15 protein-coding genes are annotated in these 16,896 nt (G+C 59.3%); 4 read left to right on the top strand and 11 right to left on the bottom strand.

Annotated elements, in window-relative coordinates; translation table 11 throughout:
- Nucleotides 1–49 precede the first annotated feature (49 nt).
- A complete protein-coding gene (locus tag AGR7B_RS07000; protein WP_080856331.1) occupies nucleotides 50–853 on the top strand; it encodes an endonuclease/exonuclease/phosphatase family protein in 804 nt (267 codons plus the stop codon).
- A 39-nt stretch (nucleotides 854–892) separates the two neighbouring features.
- Here the strand turns inward: AGR7B_RS07000 and AGR7B_RS06995 are convergent, their stop codons facing one another.
- The gene (locus AGR7B_RS06995) at nucleotides 893–1,396 is read right to left on the bottom strand and encodes a hypothetical protein (protein WP_080856330.1); all 504 of its coding nucleotides are present in this window, start codon (nucleotides 1,394–1,396) and stop codon (nucleotides 893–895) included.
- 194 nt (nucleotides 1,397–1,590) lie between these two features.
- Between AGR7B_RS06995 and AGR7B_RS06990 the strand changes: the two genes are divergently transcribed.
- Nucleotides 1,591–2,877, top strand: coding sequence for an MFS transporter (locus tag AGR7B_RS06990; protein WP_080856329.1), 1,287 nt, complete (start codon nucleotides 1,591–1,593; stop codon nucleotides 2,875–2,877).
- 58 nt (nucleotides 2,878–2,935) lie between these two features.
- On the opposite strand, the gene AGR7B_RS06985 is transcribed toward AGR7B_RS06990, so the two are convergent.
- The 5 genes from AGR7B_RS06985 to cysG form a co-directional block, all read right to left on the bottom strand.
- Nucleotides 2,936–3,748 carry a ferredoxin--NADP reductase gene (locus tag AGR7B_RS06985; RefSeq protein ID WP_035264028.1) on the bottom strand — a complete coding sequence of 271 codons (813 nt, stop codon included), beginning with the start codon at nucleotides 3,746–3,748 and terminating at the stop codon, nucleotides 2,936–2,938.
- Nucleotides 3,749–3,894: 146 nt separating this feature from the next.
- Nucleotides 3,895–4,401 (bottom strand): DUF934 domain-containing protein, encoded by a 507-nt coding sequence (locus AGR7B_RS06980; RefSeq protein WP_080857012.1) that lies wholly within the window; start codon nucleotides 4,399–4,401, stop codon nucleotides 3,895–3,897.
- Between the two features lie 10 nt (nucleotides 4,402–4,411).
- A complete protein-coding gene (locus AGR7B_RS06975; protein WP_080856328.1) occupies nucleotides 4,412–6,082 on the bottom strand; it encodes a nitrite/sulfite reductase in 1,671 nt (556 codons plus the stop codon).
- A gap of 8 nt (nucleotides 6,083–6,090) precedes the next feature.
- Entirely contained in the window at nucleotides 6,091–6,405 is a 315-nt protein-coding gene (locus AGR7B_RS06970) for a DUF2849 domain-containing protein (RefSeq protein ID WP_003521341.1), read from the bottom strand.
- Entirely contained in the window at nucleotides 6,398–7,861 is a 1,464-nt protein-coding gene (cysG, locus tag AGR7B_RS06965; RefSeq protein ID WP_080856327.1) for a siroheme synthase CysG, read from the bottom strand. Before cysG ends, AGR7B_RS06970 begins: the two co-directional genes overlap by 8 nt.
- A gap of 218 nt (nucleotides 7,862–8,079) precedes the next feature.
- Between cysG and AGR7B_RS06955 the strand changes: the two genes are divergently transcribed.
- Nucleotides 8,080–8,712 (top strand): deaminase, encoded by a 633-nt coding sequence (locus AGR7B_RS06955; protein WP_425352588.1) that lies wholly within the window; start codon nucleotides 8,080–8,082, stop codon nucleotides 8,710–8,712.
- 77 nt (nucleotides 8,713–8,789) lie between these two features.
- Nucleotides 8,790–9,635, top strand: coding sequence for a nucleoside triphosphate pyrophosphohydrolase (gene mazG, locus AGR7B_RS06950; RefSeq protein ID WP_003521344.1), 846 nt, complete (start codon nucleotides 8,790–8,792; stop codon nucleotides 9,633–9,635).
- A gap of 159 nt (nucleotides 9,636–9,794) precedes the next feature.
- On the opposite strand, the gene hflX is transcribed toward mazG, so the two are convergent.
- From hflX to AGR7B_RS06925, 5 genes are all read right to left on the bottom strand, one after another.
- The gene (gene hflX, locus AGR7B_RS06945) at nucleotides 9,795–11,231 is read right to left on the bottom strand and encodes a GTPase HflX (protein ID WP_173999839.1); all 1,437 of its coding nucleotides are present in this window, start codon (nucleotides 11,229–11,231) and stop codon (nucleotides 9,795–9,797) included.
- A gap of 92 nt (nucleotides 11,232–11,323) precedes the next feature.
- Nucleotides 11,324–11,566 (bottom strand): RNA chaperone Hfq, encoded by a 243-nt coding sequence (gene hfq / locus AGR7B_RS06940; protein WP_003496145.1) that lies wholly within the window; start codon nucleotides 11,564–11,566, stop codon nucleotides 11,324–11,326.
- Between the two features lie 184 nt (nucleotides 11,567–11,750).
- Nucleotides 11,751–13,127 (bottom strand): Trk system potassium transporter TrkA, encoded by a 1,377-nt coding sequence (trkA, locus tag AGR7B_RS06935; RefSeq protein ID WP_080856325.1) that lies wholly within the window; start codon nucleotides 13,125–13,127, stop codon nucleotides 11,751–11,753.
- A gap of 48 nt (nucleotides 13,128–13,175) precedes the next feature.
- Nucleotides 13,176–14,540, bottom strand: a complete 1,365-nt coding sequence (gene ntrX / locus AGR7B_RS06930; protein WP_003521348.1) for a nitrogen assimilation response regulator NtrX — start codon at nucleotides 14,538–14,540, stop codon at nucleotides 13,176–13,178.
- Nucleotides 14,530–16,791: a sensor histidine kinase NtrY-like gene (locus tag AGR7B_RS06925; protein ID WP_059752857.1), complete on the bottom strand. Its 2,262-nt coding sequence runs from the start codon at nucleotides 16,789–16,791 to the stop codon at nucleotides 14,530–14,532. The genes ntrX and AGR7B_RS06925 overlap by 11 nt, the downstream gene beginning before the upstream one ends.
- Nucleotides 16,792–16,896 lie beyond the last annotated feature (105 nt).

Here is a 16,896-nt window from a genome sequence, read left to right as displayed (position 1 = left end):
ACATTCCATGCTAGAACGGATGCCGCAAACAAGCGGCGATGGAGCGGGAATGCGTGTGATTTGCCTGAATGGTTGGGGCGGAAAGCTTCATGACGAGATTGTTCCCTATATCTCCTCATCCGATCCCGATATTCTTTGCCTGCAGGAGGTGGTGCACACGCCGACTGCCTTTGAGGACTGGCTGAGCTACCGCGATCACGGCATCGACCTGCCGCAAAGGGCGAACTTCTTCCACGAAATCGCCGAGGCCTTGCCGGATCACCTGGCGATCTTCTGTCCGGCGGCGCAGGGTGATCTCTGGCACAGCGAAACCAAATATCCTTCCCAATGGGGGCTAGCGACATTTGTGCGCAAATCCATGGCCATCGTTGCGCAGGCGCAAGGGTTCGTGCACGGGACTTTTTCCGCAGACGGATATGGAGATCATCCACGGTCGCGCACTGGCCACGCCGTCAGGGTTTTCGACTTCACCACCGGTCAGCCGGCCGTCATCGCCCATATACACGGATTGCGCGACCTCAGCGGCAAACACGATATCCCCGCCCGTCTAGCGCAGGCGAAACGCCTCGTACAACTTGTCAAAAACATTGCTGAGGATGGCGACCGGATCATCGTCTGCGGTGATTTTAATGTCCTGCCTGACAGCGAGACCTTCACTGTGCTGAAGGAACTGGATCTCACCGAACTCGTCACGACACGCGGCTTTACCGACACCCGGACCTCACATTATGCCAAAGCGAACCGTTATGCGGATTACATGCTGGTCAACCCAGCCGTGCAGATCGATCGTTTCGATGTGGTGAGACAGCCGGAAGTTTCGGACCATTGCCCCCTGCTGCTCGAATTCCACTAGAAACCCGAGCCGCCCATCCGTCATTGTCTCACGGCTGACTTAGCGAACGAGCCGGATATCGCTCGTCACCACCGTCTTGCCGGTCCTGCCGTCCTTATCGGTGGTGCGCAGCCGCAGGCCGTTGGCTCCAATCTTTTCAATGGTCATGGCAGCAATGCGATCGCCGTTGATATCCCGGTTCCATCGCACTGTCAGATTTATGGCGTTGCCCTGTCTTGTGCCGGAAAGCGCGGATGGGCGGCCGGAAGGCCCAGTATAGGCGCCACTGTAGCGTCCGCCTTTCTCCGACAGATCGGCAGCGATTGCCCGCCTTACCACGAGAAGGCCGCGGCAAGTGCCGGACATGTTGAGCGACGATGCCCCCGCATTGGAGTTCAGTGTGCAACTCACATTGATCGGCGGCGTGCCTATCCGGGTAATCACGGTTCCCTTACCTGCCCATGTGCCTTTCAGCGATGAGAGAAATGCGCGTTCGTCCGCATGTGCGGGCTGCGTGCCGAGCAATGCGGCCGAAAATAAAACTGCAAAAACCTTGATCTTCATGGCGCGTATCCGTTTTTCCACGAAGACTAACTCACCAGTACCGTTAAACGTTCCTCCAGCCGACTTTGCAGCGACCAAAAACATCTAGGATTTATCGTCATGTCGTGCCAATGCAACCAAATGCGGGCACAGATGTTTTTCGCCAGCCTCAATTAATTCCCATTCCCTCTTGCATATTTTTCGGAGCATATTTCATGACGACAATCGGCGTTTCGGCACCACCCGGCGGACTTCCTTCCGGTGGCTTGCCGCGTAGCGGTGGTATCTCAGACCGCACGCTTTTTGCCCTTGCAGCGCTGAATTTTTTCCTTGCCGATGCCCGTGACGGCCTCGGGCCGTTTCTGGATGCATTTCTGGCGACACAGGGTTGGTCTTCGCTTTCGTTGGGCATGATCGCCACGGTCGGTGGCCTCGTCGGTCTGCTTGCCACGCCGCTTTGCGGCGCGCTGGTGGATGGGACGACGTGGAAACGAACGCTGATTGCTATCCCCGTTGTTCTCGTGACCGTCGGGGCGTTGATCACGCTGATCTTTCCGGATGTTTGGATCGTCTGGACCGGCCAGATCATGACGGCGGTGGTTGGCGCAGTGGTCGGTCCCGCGCTTGCCGGCCTCACACTCGGCCTTGTCGGCGAGCGACTGTTTTCCCACCAGATTTCGCGCAATGAGTTCTGGAACCACGGTGGTAATTTTGCGTCGCTTTTCGCGACTTATGTGGTCGTAACGTTCTTCGGCATGAACGGGATCATCGGTCTGATGCTGCTGACCGCTGCAGGCGCCCTGCTCGCTACGGCGGCCATTGATCCCGATAGGATTGATCACAAGGTTGCGCGTGGCCTTGCCGAAGACAAGGGAGAGCCGGGGCCGTCCGGCATCAGGGTGCTGATGCACGAACGCGGGCTGATCTTTCTCGCCATCATTCTGCTTGTTTTCCACTTCGGCAACGCGCCGATGGGCCGGTTGATCGCACAGGATTTCGCCATTGAACTGCAGACGCCCTTCCGCACCACCGCCATCATTACCGGCGTCGCGCAATTCGCGATGATCTTCGTCGCCGCAATGGCCCCATGGCTGATACGCCGTTTCGGTCTCTCGACCGTTTTCATCATCGCGCTGATCGCGTTGCCGATACGCGGTCTCCTCGCCTCGGCCTTTTCGGATTTCTGGGTGATCTTCCCGGTGCAGTTTCTCGATGGCGTTGGCGCGGGCCTGCTCGGCATCGTCACCCCGGTTGCGGTGGAGAGGATTTTGAAAGGCACCGGTCGTTTTAATGTCGGCCTTGCCAGCGTCATGATGGTTCAGGGTATCGGCGCATCGTTCAGCAATGTCGTCGCAGGCTGGCTGGTGACGAAGGGCGGTTATTCGCTGTCGCATCTCGTCGGCGGCGGCATTGCCGCTATCGCCATCGGGCTTTTTCTTCTCTATCGCAACGAAATAGCCCCGAAACAGGATGACGACGCCGCCTCTCAACACCCGCACTGAAGGCGCAAACAAAAAGGAGGCCTGACGGCCTCCTGAAATCTCGTAGCTTTTTATGGGATCAACCGACGAAAGCGCGCTCGATCACGAATTCGGCGGGCTTGTTGTTGGCGCCCTCGTTCAGGCCGGCTTTTTCCAGAAGCTCCTTGGTGTCCTTCAGCATTGCCGAGGAGCCGCAGATCATGCCGCGATCGATTTCGGGATCGAGCGCCGGAACGCCCAGATCCGCAAACAGCTTGCCGTTCTCGATCAGCGTTGTGATGCGGCCCTTGAACGGGTAATCTTCGCGGGTGACGGTCGCATAATGCTTCAGCTTGTCGCCGACGATTTCGTTCAGGAATTCGTGGTTACGGATTTCCTCGACCAGATCGAAGCCGTATTTCAGCTCTGCAACATCACGGCAGGTATGGGTGAGGATGACCTCTTCAAACTTCTCATAGGTCTCCGGGTCACGGATCAGGCTCGCGAAAGGCGCGATGCCGGTGCCGGTGGAGAACATGTAAAGCCGTCTGCCGGGCGTCAGCGCATCCAGAACCAGCGTGCCTGTCGGCTTCTTCCGCATCAGCACGGTATCGCCGGGCTTGATCGCCTGAAGATGCGATGTCAGCGGACCGTTCGGAACCTTGATCGAGAAGAATTCCAGTTCTTCATCCCAGGCGGGGCTGGCGATGGAATAGGCGCGGTAGATCGGCTTGTCGCCGACCATCAGGCCGATCATGGCGAATTCGCCGGAACGGAAACGGAAGCCGGCCGGGCGCGTCATGCGGAAACGGAACAGGTGGTCGGTATAGTGCTCCACCGATAAAACCGTCTCGGCGTAAACACCGTCAGGTATCTTGATCGCGAAATCTTCCGTCTTGGCTGGCGCGTTCATTTCAGGTTCCGTCCATTCTTATTCGATGCGACATTCTCCGACCGGGCAATTATACCATTTTTGCTCCGGTTTGAAGGCATGAGAATGTCAATACTGCCATGTGCGCAGGAAATATGTATCAAAAACTCATATTTCCACGCAACGTGTCATAGAGACGCACGACGACGCCAGCTATAGGCCTCACCGCCGCTCGCCGGCTTGGCTGTCGGCTGGTAATAAACCGGGATTTCCGGCAGGCGATTTTCGGACAGGCGGTGGATGGCCGTGCCGTTCGTCACTGCAAAGCTGGTGAAGCCGGTACGAAGCATCAGCGGCACCTGATCGATCAGGACGTCGCCAACCGCCCTCACCTCGCCCGCAAAACCGAGACGGCTGCGCAGCAGCGAAGCGTGGCTGAAACCGCGACCGTCATTGAAGGCCGGGAAGCTTACGGCGACAAGGTCGATACGGTCGAGATAGGGTCCGAGCCGCGTCACATCGTCGGCAGGCGTGATCAGAACGCCGAGGCCGATATCGTTGCTTTCGGCGGCACGAACCAGAAAATCGGCGAGCGGCAGCACGGGCTTCTGCTCCGCCGTTGCTTTCACTTCTTCCGTTTCGATCACCCAGGGATCGTTTTCCACGAAGCCGTCGCGGTTCCAGATTTTCGTCATGGCATTCTCCTCAGGCGGCTTCTGCAGCGGAACCGTATAGCGCATCCTTGAATGGCTGCGGTCCAACGCGGCGATAGGCTTCGAGGAAAATTTCTTCCTTCGAAAGGCGAAGCCCGAGATAGGTGTCGACGATGGTTTCGATGGCTTCGGTGACTTTTTCCGGCTCGAAGCCACGGCCGATGATTTCACCGATCGAGGTGTTCTCATCGCCCGATCCGCCAAGCGTGATCTGGTAAAGTTCCGCGCCCTTCTTTTCCACACCCAGCAGGCCGATATGGCCGACATGGTGGTGGCCGCATGCATTGATGCAGCCGGAAATCTTGATCTTCAGCTCACCGATTTCCGCCTGACGCTCCGGCGAACCGAAGCGGGTGGAAATTTCCTGCGCCACCGGAATGGAGCGCGCATTTGCGAGCGCGCAATAGTCCAGCCCGGGACAGGCAATGATATCGGTGATCAGCCCGGCATTGGCGGTCGCGAGGCCCGCACCCACCAGCGCGCGATAAACCGGCTCGAGATCGGCCAGGGCCACATGCGGCAGGATGATGTTCTGCTCATGGCTGATACGGATTTCATCGAAAGCATATTCCGCGGCGATATCGGCGACGAGTTCCATCTGCTCATCGGTCGCATCGCCCGGAATGCCGCCGATCGGCTTCAGCGAGATCGTCACCATGCCGTAATCGGGATGCTTGTGCGGTGCGACGTTCTGCTCGACAAAACGGGCAAAACCTTCATCGGCCCGCTTCCAGCGCGCCAGGCTTTCCCAGCCTTCCGGCCGATCCTTCAGCGCCGGCGGCGCGAAATAAGCGGTGATTGCCGCAATATCGGCATCCGGAAGCTTCAACTCGGTGTTCTTGAGTTCAGCGAATTCGACCTCGACCTGGCGGGCCAGTTCTTCCGCACCGGTCTCGTGCACGAGGATCTTGATGCGCGCCTTGTATTTATTGTCGCGGCGGCCGTGCAGGTTATAAACGCGCATGATTGCCGTCGTGTAGGAAAGCAAGTCCTCTTCCGGCAGGAAGTCGCGGATTTTCTTGGCGATCATCGGCGTGCGGCCCTGCCCGCCGCCGACATAGACGGCGAAACCGATCTCACCCTTGTCGTTCTTTTTCAGGTGCAGGCCGATATCGTGCACCTGAATGGCGGCACGGTCGCGCTCGGCGCCGGTGACGGCGATCTTGAACTTGCGCGGCAGGAAGGAGAATTCCGGGTGAACGGAAGACCACTGGCGCAGGATTTCCGCATAGGGACGCGGATCGGCGACCTCATCGGCGGCCGCACCGGCGAAATGATCGGCGGTGACGTTGCGAATGCAGTTGCCGGACGTCTGAAGCGCGTGCATTTCCACGCTCGCCAGTTCGGACAGGATATCCGGTGTGTCGGAAAGACGCGGCCAGTTGTACTGGATGTTCTGGCGGGTGGTGAAGTGGCCATAACCCCGGTCATATTTGCGAGCGATGTGGGCCAGCATCCGCATCTGCTTCGAATTCAGCGTGCCGTAAGGAATGGCGACGCGCAGCATATAGGCATGCAGCTGAAGATAGACGCCGTTCATCAGGCGCAGCGGCTTGAACGCATCCTCGGCCAGTTCGCCGGAAAGGCGGCGCTCGACCTGATCGCGAAACTGCGCCACGCGGCCTTCAACAAATGCGTGATCGAACTCGTCGTAACGGTACATATTATTCCTCAGACTGCGATGAATGCTGCATCGGCCGGCTTGAAGCCGGTGGCATAGTGCACGGTGGGGCCGGCGGCGCGAATGCGTTCGCGAAGACGCGTCGGCCAAAGCTTGCCGTTCTCTTCGATGACATCGATGACGGCCACATCGACGACCTTGTTGGCGGAGAAATCCCGCTTGCCGATTTCCTCGAACGAGGCGACGGCCTCCGCATGGCGGGCAACGATTGCGCCCTGCAGGTTCTCCGTCCACTCCCCGTTGGCATCGAGCCAGACGGCGATGCCATCGCTCAGGCGGTTGGCGGTCAAAACCTTGTCAGCCATTTACATACTCCCGTTTGAAATCCGCCGGCCGCACTGACAATGCAAGCGCCTCGGACCTGTCAAAATTGGCGCCCGCCACCGCATCGCCGATGATCACCATGACCGGTCCGGTCAGTTCATCGCGATGTTCGAGTTCGGGCAGATCGTTCAGTGTGCCATGCAGCAGGCGGCGATCCGCGCGGCTGGCGTTTTCGATGACGGCAACCGTGGTTTCCACGCCCAATCCCGCGTCGATCAGCCGCTTCGCGACCGAAGCAGCAACACTGCGGCCCATATAGACGGCGATGGTGGCGCCGGAAACCGCAAGCCTTGCCCAATCGGGCAGGACATCGCCAGCCAGATCGTGGCCAGTAGTGAAAATCAGCGATGAAGCGACACCGCGCAGCGTCAGCGGCAATTCGAAATCCGCAGCGGCGGCGAAGGCCGACGTGATGCCGGGCACGATCTCATAGGCAATACCGGCCTCACGCAGCGCCGCCATTTCTTCACCCGCCCGGCCATAGACCAGCGGATCGCCGGATTTGAGGCGCACGACGCGCTTGCCATCTTTGCCGAGGCGCACCAGCAGGCGGTTGATCTCATCCTGCGACTTGCTGTGGCAGCCCTTGCGCTTGCCGACGGAGAGCCGCTCTGCATCGCGGCGGCCCATATCGACAATCGCCTGCGGCACAAGCGCGTCGTAAACGATCACATCGGCTTCCATCAGCACGCGCTGCGCACGCAGCGTCAGCAGATCTTCAGCGCCCGGTCCTGCGCCGACGAGCCAGATACGGCCTTCGCTGCGTTCGGGCGATTGCAGCAGGCGGTCGACGGCCTGACGGGCGGAGAGCGTATCGCCAACGGCGACGGCATCCGCCACCGCACCTGAAAAGAACCGTCGCCAGAAATTGCGACGCAAGGCGCCCTTCGGCACGTTCTCCTCGGCCGCATCACGATACTGCACGGCAAGGCGCGCAAGCTTACCAAGCGACGGCGACAGCATCTGGTCGATGCGGGCGCGGATCATCTGGGCGAGAACCGGCCCTGCCCCTTCCGTGCCGATAGCCACGGCGACCGGCGCGCGGGCGACGAGCGCCGGGGTGAAGAAATCGCAGAATTCCGGCTGATCCACCGCATTGGCGGGAATTTTCGCGGCGCGCGCCACGGTGACGATCTCACGGTCCAGCGCCTCGTCGCCGGTAGCGGCGAAGACCAGCGTGGCGCCTTCGATCAATTCGCCGGCGAAAGCCAAAGCTCGATGATCAATGCCGTTTTCGCTGATATAACGGGCAAAATCGGCTTCCGGCTGGTCGGCATAGGCAATGATATGCGCGTTGGTGTTGGCGAGAAGCCTTACCTTCGCGAAGGCTTCATCGCCATTTCCGAAAACAGCGACCTGCCGCCCCTCGACCCGAAAGAAAGCGGGGAAGGTTGAAAGGCGGTCGCCAGCAGCGGAAAAATCATGTTCGTTGTGCATTGGACATATATCTCGCATTGCGGTGCAAGATTGAAGAAACAGAAATTCAAGCCTTTCCGGCACCTGGATTTTTATTTCTCGAAGACCCCGGTTTTGGAGGAAAACAAACCGGCGATGCTTTTCCGCACCTGCGCAAGCCCTGAGAATCCCCGTGCAATCCCTTGACAAAGCGGGTCCTCGCGCCGAACAAGGAGCGACCATCGACTGTCGATTTCCCCATGCGAAGACCGCTTTTCCTTAAAGCGGCACGAAGGACCAGACCCTTGACCAGCCCCACCCTCGCCGCCCGCCTTCTCGATGTCATCGAACACGATATCCTGCCCTTGACGGCGCGTGGCGTCAGCCTTGGCAACAAGGTTTTCGGTGCGGCGATCCTGCGCAAATCGGACCTGTCGCTGGTGATCGCCGAGACCAATAACGAGCTGGAAAATCCGCTCTGGCATGGCGAAGTGCATACGCTGAAGCGGTTTTACGAGCTGGGCGAAAAGCCGAACACGAAGGAGCTGATTTTTCTCTCTACCCACGAACCATGCACCATGTGCATGTCCGCCATCACCTGGGCGGGCTTCGATAATTTCTACTCCTTCTTCAGCCACGAGGATTCCCGCGACGCTTTCGCGATCCCTCACGACCTGAAAATCCTCAAGGAAGTTTTCGGGCTGGAACCGGGCGGGTATCGCCGCAACAATGCCTTCTGGAATTCGTATTTCATTGCCGATCTGGTGGAGGGTGAAGACGATCCGCTGAAGACCACGTTGAAGGCGCAGACGGCCCGCATCAAGGCCGCTTATGACGATCTTTCCACCAGCTACCAGTCATCGAAGAGCGGCAACGACATTCCATTGAACTAGGGCATTTCCGCAGGACGTGCGTGACGGTTTTCCGTCCCGGCGATGCGCAGAAACAAAGAACGAAGGTTTGAGACATTATGGAAGCCTCGAAGGATATTTCCCGCCTGATCGAGATCATGGAAGCCCTGCGGCAGCCGGAAACCGGTTGCCCATGGGATGTCGTGCAGACCTTCGAGACGATCAAGCCCTATACCATTGAAGAGGCTTATGAAGTCGCCGACGCTATCGAGCGAAAGGACATGGACGATCTTTGCGAGGAACTGGGCGACCTTCTGCTGCAGGTGGTTTTCCATGCTCGTATTGCCGAAGAGATGGGCGAATTCACCTTCGGCGACGTAGTGCATGCCGTGACCTCGAAGATGATCCGCCGTCATCCCCATGTCTTCGCCGTATCCGACGCCGACACGCCGGACGGCGTCAAACTGCAATGGGATCGCATCAAGGCGGAAGAAAAACGCGAGCGTGCAGAGCGACGCGCGCGACGTGGTATCACCGAGGATTTTAAGGCCGGCTTTCTGGGCGGCGTACAGCGCAGCCAGCCGGCGCTGACCGAAGCCCTGAAGCTGCAGGAACAGGCAGCGCGTGCCGGTTTCGACTGGTCGAACCCAGCTCCGATTCTCGACAAGATCGAGGAGGAAATCGCCGAACTGCGTGAGGCGCTGGCGGAAGGAAAACCGGAAAAGGTCTCGGACGAGCTCGGCGATCTCATTTTTGCCCTCGTCAACATCGGCCGGCATGTCAAAGCCGATCCGGAAGATGCGCTGCGCGGTACGAACACGAAATTCCGCAGGCGTTTCAATCACATCGAAACGTCGCTCACTCAAAATGGCGAAACGCTGGAAGAAGCGAGTCTCGAGAGAATGGAAGATCTCTGGCAGGCGGCGAAACGCATCGAACGTTCGCTTGATACGGTTTCGTCCTAGCCCACCGTCACCCCGGATTTAGTCCGGGGTCCAGTGCGATCAAGTCCTTGATCGCAAAAGACTCGTTTTTCACGACGCAGACGCGTCGTGGCTGGATTCCGGCTCAAGGCCGGAATGACGGGGAGAGGTTTTCGCGCCTTATAATCGTCCCAGGAACGCTTAGCGCTCCCAGTCCTCGCGTTCGCGGACAGTCGCTTTACCAAGCTTCCGTTCCAGTTCGGCCGCTTGCGCTTCCGAAAGGCGCACATCAAGCGCAACCGATCCATCCTCATGGTCTTCACGACCGTCGACAATGGAATTGCTATAGACCCACGAGATCAGCGGCAATTGTTCGATAGAGAGCACAACGGTCGTTTCCGTCAGAACACCGGAAAGACGCTTTGAAATCTCGTCCATCAGGGCATCGACGCCCTCACCCGTGATGGCCGAAACGGCGCGGATATCCGAACGGCCCTCGGCACGCTGCATGATGGCGTCATGCGCTTCCGGCTCGAGACGGTCGACCTTGTTCCAGACCTCGATGATGCGCTTTTCCGCCTCCTTCTCGTCAATGCCGAGGTCACCAAGAATACGCAGCACATCCGCAGACTGGGCGGCATTGTCCGGATCGGACATATCGCGCACATGCAGAACGAGATCGGCTTCCAGCACCTCTTCCAGAGTGGCGCGGAAAGCGGCGACCAGATGCGTCGGAAGATCGGAAATGAAACCGACCGTATCGGACAGGATGACGGTGCGACCATGCGGCAATTTCATGCGGCGCAAGGTCGGGTCGAGCGTGGCGAACAGCATATCCTCCGCCAGAACGCCTGCGCCGGTGATGCGGTTGAACAGCGTGGATTTGCCGGCATTGGTGTAACCGACCAGCGCGACGATCGGATGCGGCACCTTGCGGCGCTTGGCGCGGTGTAGCTGGCGCGTGCGCACGACCTGCTCCAGTTCGCGCTCCAGCTTGACGATGCGTTCCTGCAAAAGTCGGCGGTCCGCTTCGATCTGGGTTTCACCCGGACCGCCCATGAAGCCCGCACCGCCGCGCTGGCGTTCAAGGTGGGTCCAGCTTCGGACGAGGCGGCCCTTCTGGTAGTTCAGATGCGCAAGATCGACCTGCAGCGTGCCTTCCTTTGTGGAGGCGCGGCGGCCGAAGATTTCAAGGATCAGGCCCGTGCGGTCGATGACCTTGCAATTCCACTGCTTTTCGAGATTGCGCTGCTGCACTGGGGTCAACGGATGATCGACGATCACCAGGCCGGAATCGGTCTCGTCGAGAAGATGACCGATTTCTTCGATCTTGCCGGTTCCGAACAGCGTGGCCGGGCGCGGCTGGTTCACCGGAACGATGAGACCCTGCGTCACTTCCAGATCGATGGCGAGCGCCAGTCCTTTTGCTTCCTCAAGCTTGGCTTCGACCGAACGGCCGGGGGCAGCCGGGCCGGCAGCCGCGTCGCGCGTTTCGCGCTGCTTGAGGACCGGCACGAGAACAACCGCACGCATGTCGTCGCGGCGCTTTTCCTGCTCCGGAATAATCGATTCGTTCGAGGTGTCGCGCGTTGAAATGGGTTCAGCCTTGTCCAGAAAGAGGATTGCGGCCGACCGCATCCGCGCGGGCGGCCATGGGGATTAACCTGACGGCACGGGAAATGTTCCCGGTCCGGGTCAGTCTATGTCGAATATCCGTCGAGGGAGCCCGATCAGGCCGCGCCTTCTTCGCTTTCGAACATCTGCATCGGCTGACCGGGCATGATGGTGGAGATCGCATGCTTGTAAACAAGCTGCGAATGACCGTCACGGCGCAGAAGCACGCAGAAATTGTCGAAGGAGGTGACAACGCCCGTCAGCTTGACGCCGTTGATCAGGAAAATCGTGAGCGAAATCTTTTGCTTACGAACGGTATTGAGGAAGAGATCCTGAAGGTTTTGAGAACGTTCCGCCATGGCGCCGCTTCTTTCTTTTTTGCCGGCAGGGATACCGGAAAATAATCAATCAATAATAAGCCGGCCGAGTCTTGTCCCCCGCTTGGCCGACCTCAAACTCTGGTATCAAATCGTGTTCCGTTCCGCAACGGTCAAAACAGCCGAATGAGTACGAGTATTGACCCACATTTTCAATTCGGGACAGTCAAAAATATTGTATCGAAACACGGAAAAGTTGTTCCACGTCGCGCACCGCATCGGCGGATGCGAACAGCACGACCCGGTCCTTCGCCTTGATTTTCGTGCTGCCATCCGGGCGGATCACCACGCCGTCGCGATAGATCGCCCCGATGCGCACACCGTCGGGCATATCGATGTCGCGGAAGGACTGGCCGACCAGCGGCGACGTCTCCAGCGCTTCCGCCTCGATCACCTCCGCCGAGCCGCGCTGGACAGCATAGACTGAGCGGATGCGGCCCTTGCGCACGTGTTGAAGCACGCGGGAGATCGTCACGGCCCGAGGGTTGATATAGGCATCGAGCCCCAGAGAGCGGGCGACGTCGTGGAACGACGTACTGTTCAAAAGCGCCAGATTCGATTTGCAGCCGAGCTGCTTGGCAATCACCGCCGCCAGAATATTGGTCTGATCGTTATTGGTGAGCGTCACGATAAGATCGGCATCCTGAATATCGGCCTGCATCAGGATTTTCTGGTCGAGCGCCGAGCCGTGCATGACGATGGTGTGGCTTAACTGTTCGGATGCGGCAACCGCCCTGTCTCGGTCCGCCTCGATGATCTTCACCCGCGTTTTCGGCTGCATTTCCTCGATCTTGCGGGCGACGAAGTGGCCGATATTGCCGGCGCCGGCAATCACGATGCGCTGCGCTTCCTGCTCCTCATGGCCGAAAAGGCTTAAGGTGCGACGAGCGTGCTGGCGCTGGCAGATGACATAGGCAAGGTCGCCCACCCGCAACTGTTCCGAAGAATGCGCCACCTTGAGGACACCATCCCGATACACCCCCACCACCGTGGCGATGAGGTCTGGAAAGAGGCTGGAAAGCTGCTGCAGCGGCGTGTTGATGACCGGGCAATCCTCCATGCATTCGATGGCCAGCATGTAGATCGTGTCGTCGGCGAAACGCACCACATCCGTTGCGCCCGGAAAGGCGATGCGCCGGAGCACCATCTTGCCGACTTCGACTTCAGGCGAAATCGTCACGTCGATGGACATGTTCTCGCGGCTGAAGAGATCGGCATATTCCGGCTTCAGATAGCTCTGGTCGCGGATGCGGGCGATCTTGGTCGGCACACTGAACAGGGCATGCGCCACCTCGCAGGCGACGATATTGATCTCGTCATGCAAGGTCACGGCGATGATCAAGTCGGCCTGGTCAGCGCCGGCCTTGGCCAGCATGTCGGGATGCGCGCCATGGCCGACATAACCGCGCACATCCAGCGTCTCGGTAATGGCGGTGATGAGCGGCGCGGCGGTATCGATCACCGATACTTCATTATTTTCCCGCGACAATTGTTCGGCGATGCCGTAACCCACCTGCCCTGCGCCGCAAATGATGACTTTCATGCTGTCTCTCTGACGGAATAATCGGTTACGGCGAAGCGCCTTCTTTCCTTATACGCCGAGAGATTTCAGTTTGCGATGCAGTGCAGACCGTTCCATGCCGACAAATTCCGCCGTTCGCGAAATATTGCCGCCGAAACGGTTGATCTGCGCCATCAGATAGTCGCGCTCGAACATTTCGCGGGCTTCGCGCAGCGGCAGGGTCATGATGTGCTGATCGCCCTGCGCCGAAATCTTCGGCAGCATGTCGCCAATATCCGACGGCAGCATGTCGGCCGAGATCGGCGCTTCGCCGCCCTCGGGACGGGCGAGAATCATCAACCGCTCGATATTGTTGCGCAGCTGGCGGATATTGCCCGGCCAGTCATGCGTCTGGAGAACGGCCATGGCGTCGTCGCCGATCTTGCGCGGACGGATGCCGGCCTGCTCGGAAATCTGGCGCATGAACATATCGACAAGGAACGGAATATCCTCGCGCCGCTCAGAAAGGGCCGGCACCTTCACCGGCACCACGGCGAGGCGATGATAGAGATCTTCGCGGAACTGGCCTTCGGCAATCAGGCTTTCGAGGTGATGGGCGGTCGAGGAAATGATGCGCACATCCACCTTCACCCGCTTGCCGCCCCCAACGCGCTCGAATTGCTGATCGACCAGCACGCGCAGGATCTTGTTCTGGGTCTCGCGCGGCATTTCGCCGACTTCATCGAGATAAAGCACGCCGCGATGAGCTTCTTCCAGAGCCCCGACCTTGCGCGGCTGCCCGGGAAGGCCCTCCGTGCCGAAAAGCGCGATTTCCATGCGGTCCGGTGTGATCGTCGCGGCGTTGAGCGCCACGAAGGGTCCGCTGGCACGCGAGGACTTCTTGTGCACCATGCGCGCAACAAGTTCCTTGCCGGAACCGGAGGGGCCGAGGATCATGATGCGGCTGTTGGTGGGCGCAACCCGGTCGATGGTCTGGCGAAGCTGCGACACCGCAAGCGATGCGCCGACGAGTTCAACCGCGTCACCGGTGCGCTTCTTGAGTTCCTGAACCTCGCGCTTCAGCTTGGAGTTTTCCAGCGCCCGCTCGGCGATCAGAATGAGGCGGTCGGCCTTGAACGGCTTCTCGATGAAATCGAAGGCACCGCGCTTGATGGCGTTGACGGCGGTTTCGATATTGCCGTGACCGGAAATCATGACCACCGGGATTTCGGGGTGGCGGCTCTTGATCTCATCCAGCAACGCCAGACCATCGAGCTTCGAGCCCTGCATCCAGATATCGAGAAAGATCAGACGCGGCACGCGCTCCGAAATGGCGGCCAGCGCGCTGTCGCTGTCGAACGCCATGCGGGTCTCGTGGCCCTCGTCGGAAAGAATGCCCGCTACGATTTCGCGAATGTCCGCCTCGTCATCCACGACCAGAATATCAGACGCCATATGCTGCTTCCTTGTTATTTTCGCCGCCGACCGCCTCGATATAGGGCAGCAGCACTCTGATCATGGCGCCGTGGCCGTGATCGAATTCCGGCGGGGCATCGTGGAGTTCCAGATACCCGCCATGCTCTTCGATGATTTTCTTGACGATGGCGAGGCCGAGGCCCGTGCCCTTGTCCCGCATCGTCATATAGGGTTCGAGAATGCGGTGACGGTTCTCGACGGGAAGGCCGCGACCATTGTCGATGATGTCAGCCACGAAACGGGAATTGGCTTCGTCAAAAGCGGCGCGCACCAGAATTTTACCCGGCCGCTTTTCGCCTTCCACCGCCTCGATGGCTTCCGTCGCATTCTTGATAAGATTGCCGAAGGCCTGACCCAGCATGCGGGCATCGAACATGCCCTCCAGCGGGATATCGCCCAGTTCGGTTGAGAATTTCGTATCGGCGGCGCTGATCTCGCGCAGGAATGCGGCGTCCTTCAAGATCGCCCGCAGGTCCGACTTTTCCTTCGTCGGCTTCGGCATGCGCGCAAAAGCGGAGAATTCATCCACCATCCGGCCGATATCGCCAACCTGCCGGACGATGGTGTCCGTACACTGGTCGAAGACGGCACGGTCGCTCTCGTCGATCTGCTTGCCGAAACGGCGTTTGATACGCTCGGCGGAAAGCTGGATCGGCGTCAACGGGTTCTTGATTTCATGCGCGATGCGCCGCGCCACATCAGACCATGCGGTCGAACGCTGGGCGATGACGAGATCGGTGATGTCGTCAAGGGTGATGACGTAGCTGTCACGGCTGTCGCGAGCGTCCTCGCGGGTCACCTGCACATTCAGCGTTCGTTCCTTGCCCCGCCGCATGATGTTGATCTGCTTGCGGAAATTGCCGCGTGACCAGGTATTCGCCTCGTTGACCACCTGTTCGATTTCCGGCGCGATCTCCGACAGTTGCGCGCCGATAAGCTGCTCGGATGTCTGCGCCAGGAATTCTTCGCCCGACGGATTGACGATGGTGATCCTGCGGTTCTCATCGACACCGATGACGGCGGCGGTAACGCCTGACAGCACGGCCTCGATGAAGCGGCGGCGATCATCAATATCGTCCTTGGCCTCGATGATCTGTTCCTGCTGGCTGCGCAGTTCGGAGACCATCTTGTTGAAGGTGCGCGACAGTCGCCCGACGTCGCCATCGACGGCGCGGACGGGAACCAGCACATGCATGTTGCCGGTGGCAACACTGTCTGCCGCACTGATGAGCAGACGGATAGGCCGCACGATACGGTCGGCCACCGCAATCGCCGTCCAGATGGCAGCGAGAAGCACGATCAGTGCGAAACCGAGATAGAGGATCGCAAAGGCGATCTGCAGCGGCGCGCGGCCTGCCTCCATCGCCTTGTATTCGGCGCGGTTCTCTTCCATCAGCCGCATCGCGCTCATCACCTTGGGATCGACGGCGCGCACCGTGTAAAGGAAGGTGCCGCTGATGCCTTCGAGCTTGATAATGGCACCGACGAGGTTGGTGATACCGGGTGGTATCAGCGTCGGCTGGCCGGCGGCCGCCTTTTCAAGCGCGTCATGCGGTATGGCGGGAAGCGGTTTTTCGGTCTTGATGTCGGCCTGAGCGACGGCGTCGCCGTCCTCCTGCACCAGAAACGCGCCGAGAAGGCCGCGCCCCTTGGCCTGACGGGTCATCAGATCGACGAAGCCAGTGCGATCCAGATAAAAAAGCGCACGGTTGCGGTCGAGGTCGGTTGCCATCGACAGGGTCTGCCCCTGAAGATAACCGGCATTCTCCATCATATAGGCCTGGGCGATATTGCTCGATGAATCGACAATCGACTGCGTGCGCAGCGAAAACCAGCGGTCTAGACCGACATTCAGCGTCAGACTGGCGAAGATGGCGACGAGCACGGCGGGCGTAATCGCCACGATGGAGAAAAGCACGACGATGCGGACATGCAGACGCGCAGCCGCCCTTCCCTTTTTACGCGCTTTCAGCAGGCGGTTGATTTCGCGCCCGATGAGGAAGATCAGGCCGATCACGAAGATCGAATTGATGACGACGGAGGCGATGACGACGTTCGATGTCGGCGCGATTGGCGTGACACCCAGAAGCACGAACAGGGTGAGGATGGCGCAAACGAGAGCGACGCCGGCGAGCACCAGCCCCGGCAAAGCGAAAGACATCCTGCGATCGGCAACCACCATGCCCGCTGCTTCATCGGCAACGGCGTTTTCGGCGGCGGGTTTCCGCATGCACTACTCCCAATCGCTGGCCAGCCAGCACCACATTTATGAAGTCAGGTAAGACGCGCCTCAGATCGGCGAATCTCTTTCCTTCCTAGTGTTTTTCAAGCAACA

It is taken from the genome of Agrobacterium deltaense RV3 (genome assembly GCF_900013505.1).
In the GTDB taxonomy this organism is placed as follows: domain Bacteria; phylum Pseudomonadota; class Alphaproteobacteria; order Rhizobiales; family Rhizobiaceae; genus Agrobacterium; species Agrobacterium leguminum.
Note: the sequence above shows the minus strand (reverse complement) of the source record. Positions and strands in the feature narration are given on the sequence as shown.

Coding starts and splice junctions, on each gene's coding strand:
- AGR7B_RS07000 (WP_080856331.1), top strand. CDS start 50: ATGCGTGTGATTTGCCTGAATGGTTGGGGCGGAAAGCTTCATGACGAG.
- AGR7B_RS06995 (WP_080856330.1), bottom strand. CDS start 1,396: ATGAAGATCAAGGTTTTTGCAGTTTTATTTTCGGCCGCATTGCTCGGC.
- AGR7B_RS06990 (WP_080856329.1), top strand. CDS start 1,591: ATGACGACAATCGGCGTTTCGGCACCACCCGGCGGACTTCCTTCCGGT.
- AGR7B_RS06985 (WP_035264028.1), bottom strand. CDS start 3,748: ATGAACGCGCCAGCCAAGACGGAAGATTTCGCGATCAAGATACCTGAC.
- AGR7B_RS06980 (WP_080857012.1), bottom strand. CDS start 4,401: ATGACGAAAATCTGGAACCGCGACGGCTTCGTGGAAAACGATCCCTGG.
- AGR7B_RS06975 (WP_080856328.1), bottom strand. CDS start 6,082: ATGTACCGTTACGACGAGTTCGATCACGCATTTGTTGAAGGCCGCGTG.
- AGR7B_RS06970 (WP_003521341.1), bottom strand. CDS start 6,405: ATGGCTGACAAGGTTTTGACCGCCAACCGCCTGAGCGATGGCATCGCC.
- cysG (WP_080856327.1), bottom strand. CDS start 7,861: ATGCACAACGAACATGATTTTTCCGCTGCTGGCGACCGCCTTTCAACC.
- AGR7B_RS06955 (WP_425352588.1), top strand. CDS start 8,080: ATGCGAAGACCGCTTTTCCTTAAAGCGGCACGAAGGACCAGACCCTTG.
- mazG (WP_003521344.1), top strand. CDS start 8,790: ATGGAAGCCTCGAAGGATATTTCCCGCCTGATCGAGATCATGGAAGCC.
- hflX (WP_173999839.1), bottom strand. CDS start 11,231: ATGCGGTCGGCCGCAATCCTCTTTCTGGACAAGGCTGAACCCATTTCA.
- hfq (WP_003496145.1), bottom strand. CDS start 11,566: ATGGCGGAACGTTCTCAAAACCTTCAGGATCTCTTCCTCAATACCGTT.
- trkA (WP_080856325.1), bottom strand. CDS start 13,127: ATGAAAGTCATCATTTGCGGCGCAGGGCAGGTGGGTTACGGCATCGCC.
- ntrX (WP_003521348.1), bottom strand. CDS start 14,540: ATGGCGTCTGATATTCTGGTCGTGGATGACGAGGCGGACATTCGCGAA.
- AGR7B_RS06925 (WP_059752857.1), bottom strand. CDS start 16,791: ATGCGGAAACCCGCCGCCGAAAACGCCGTTGCCGATGAAGCAGCGGGC.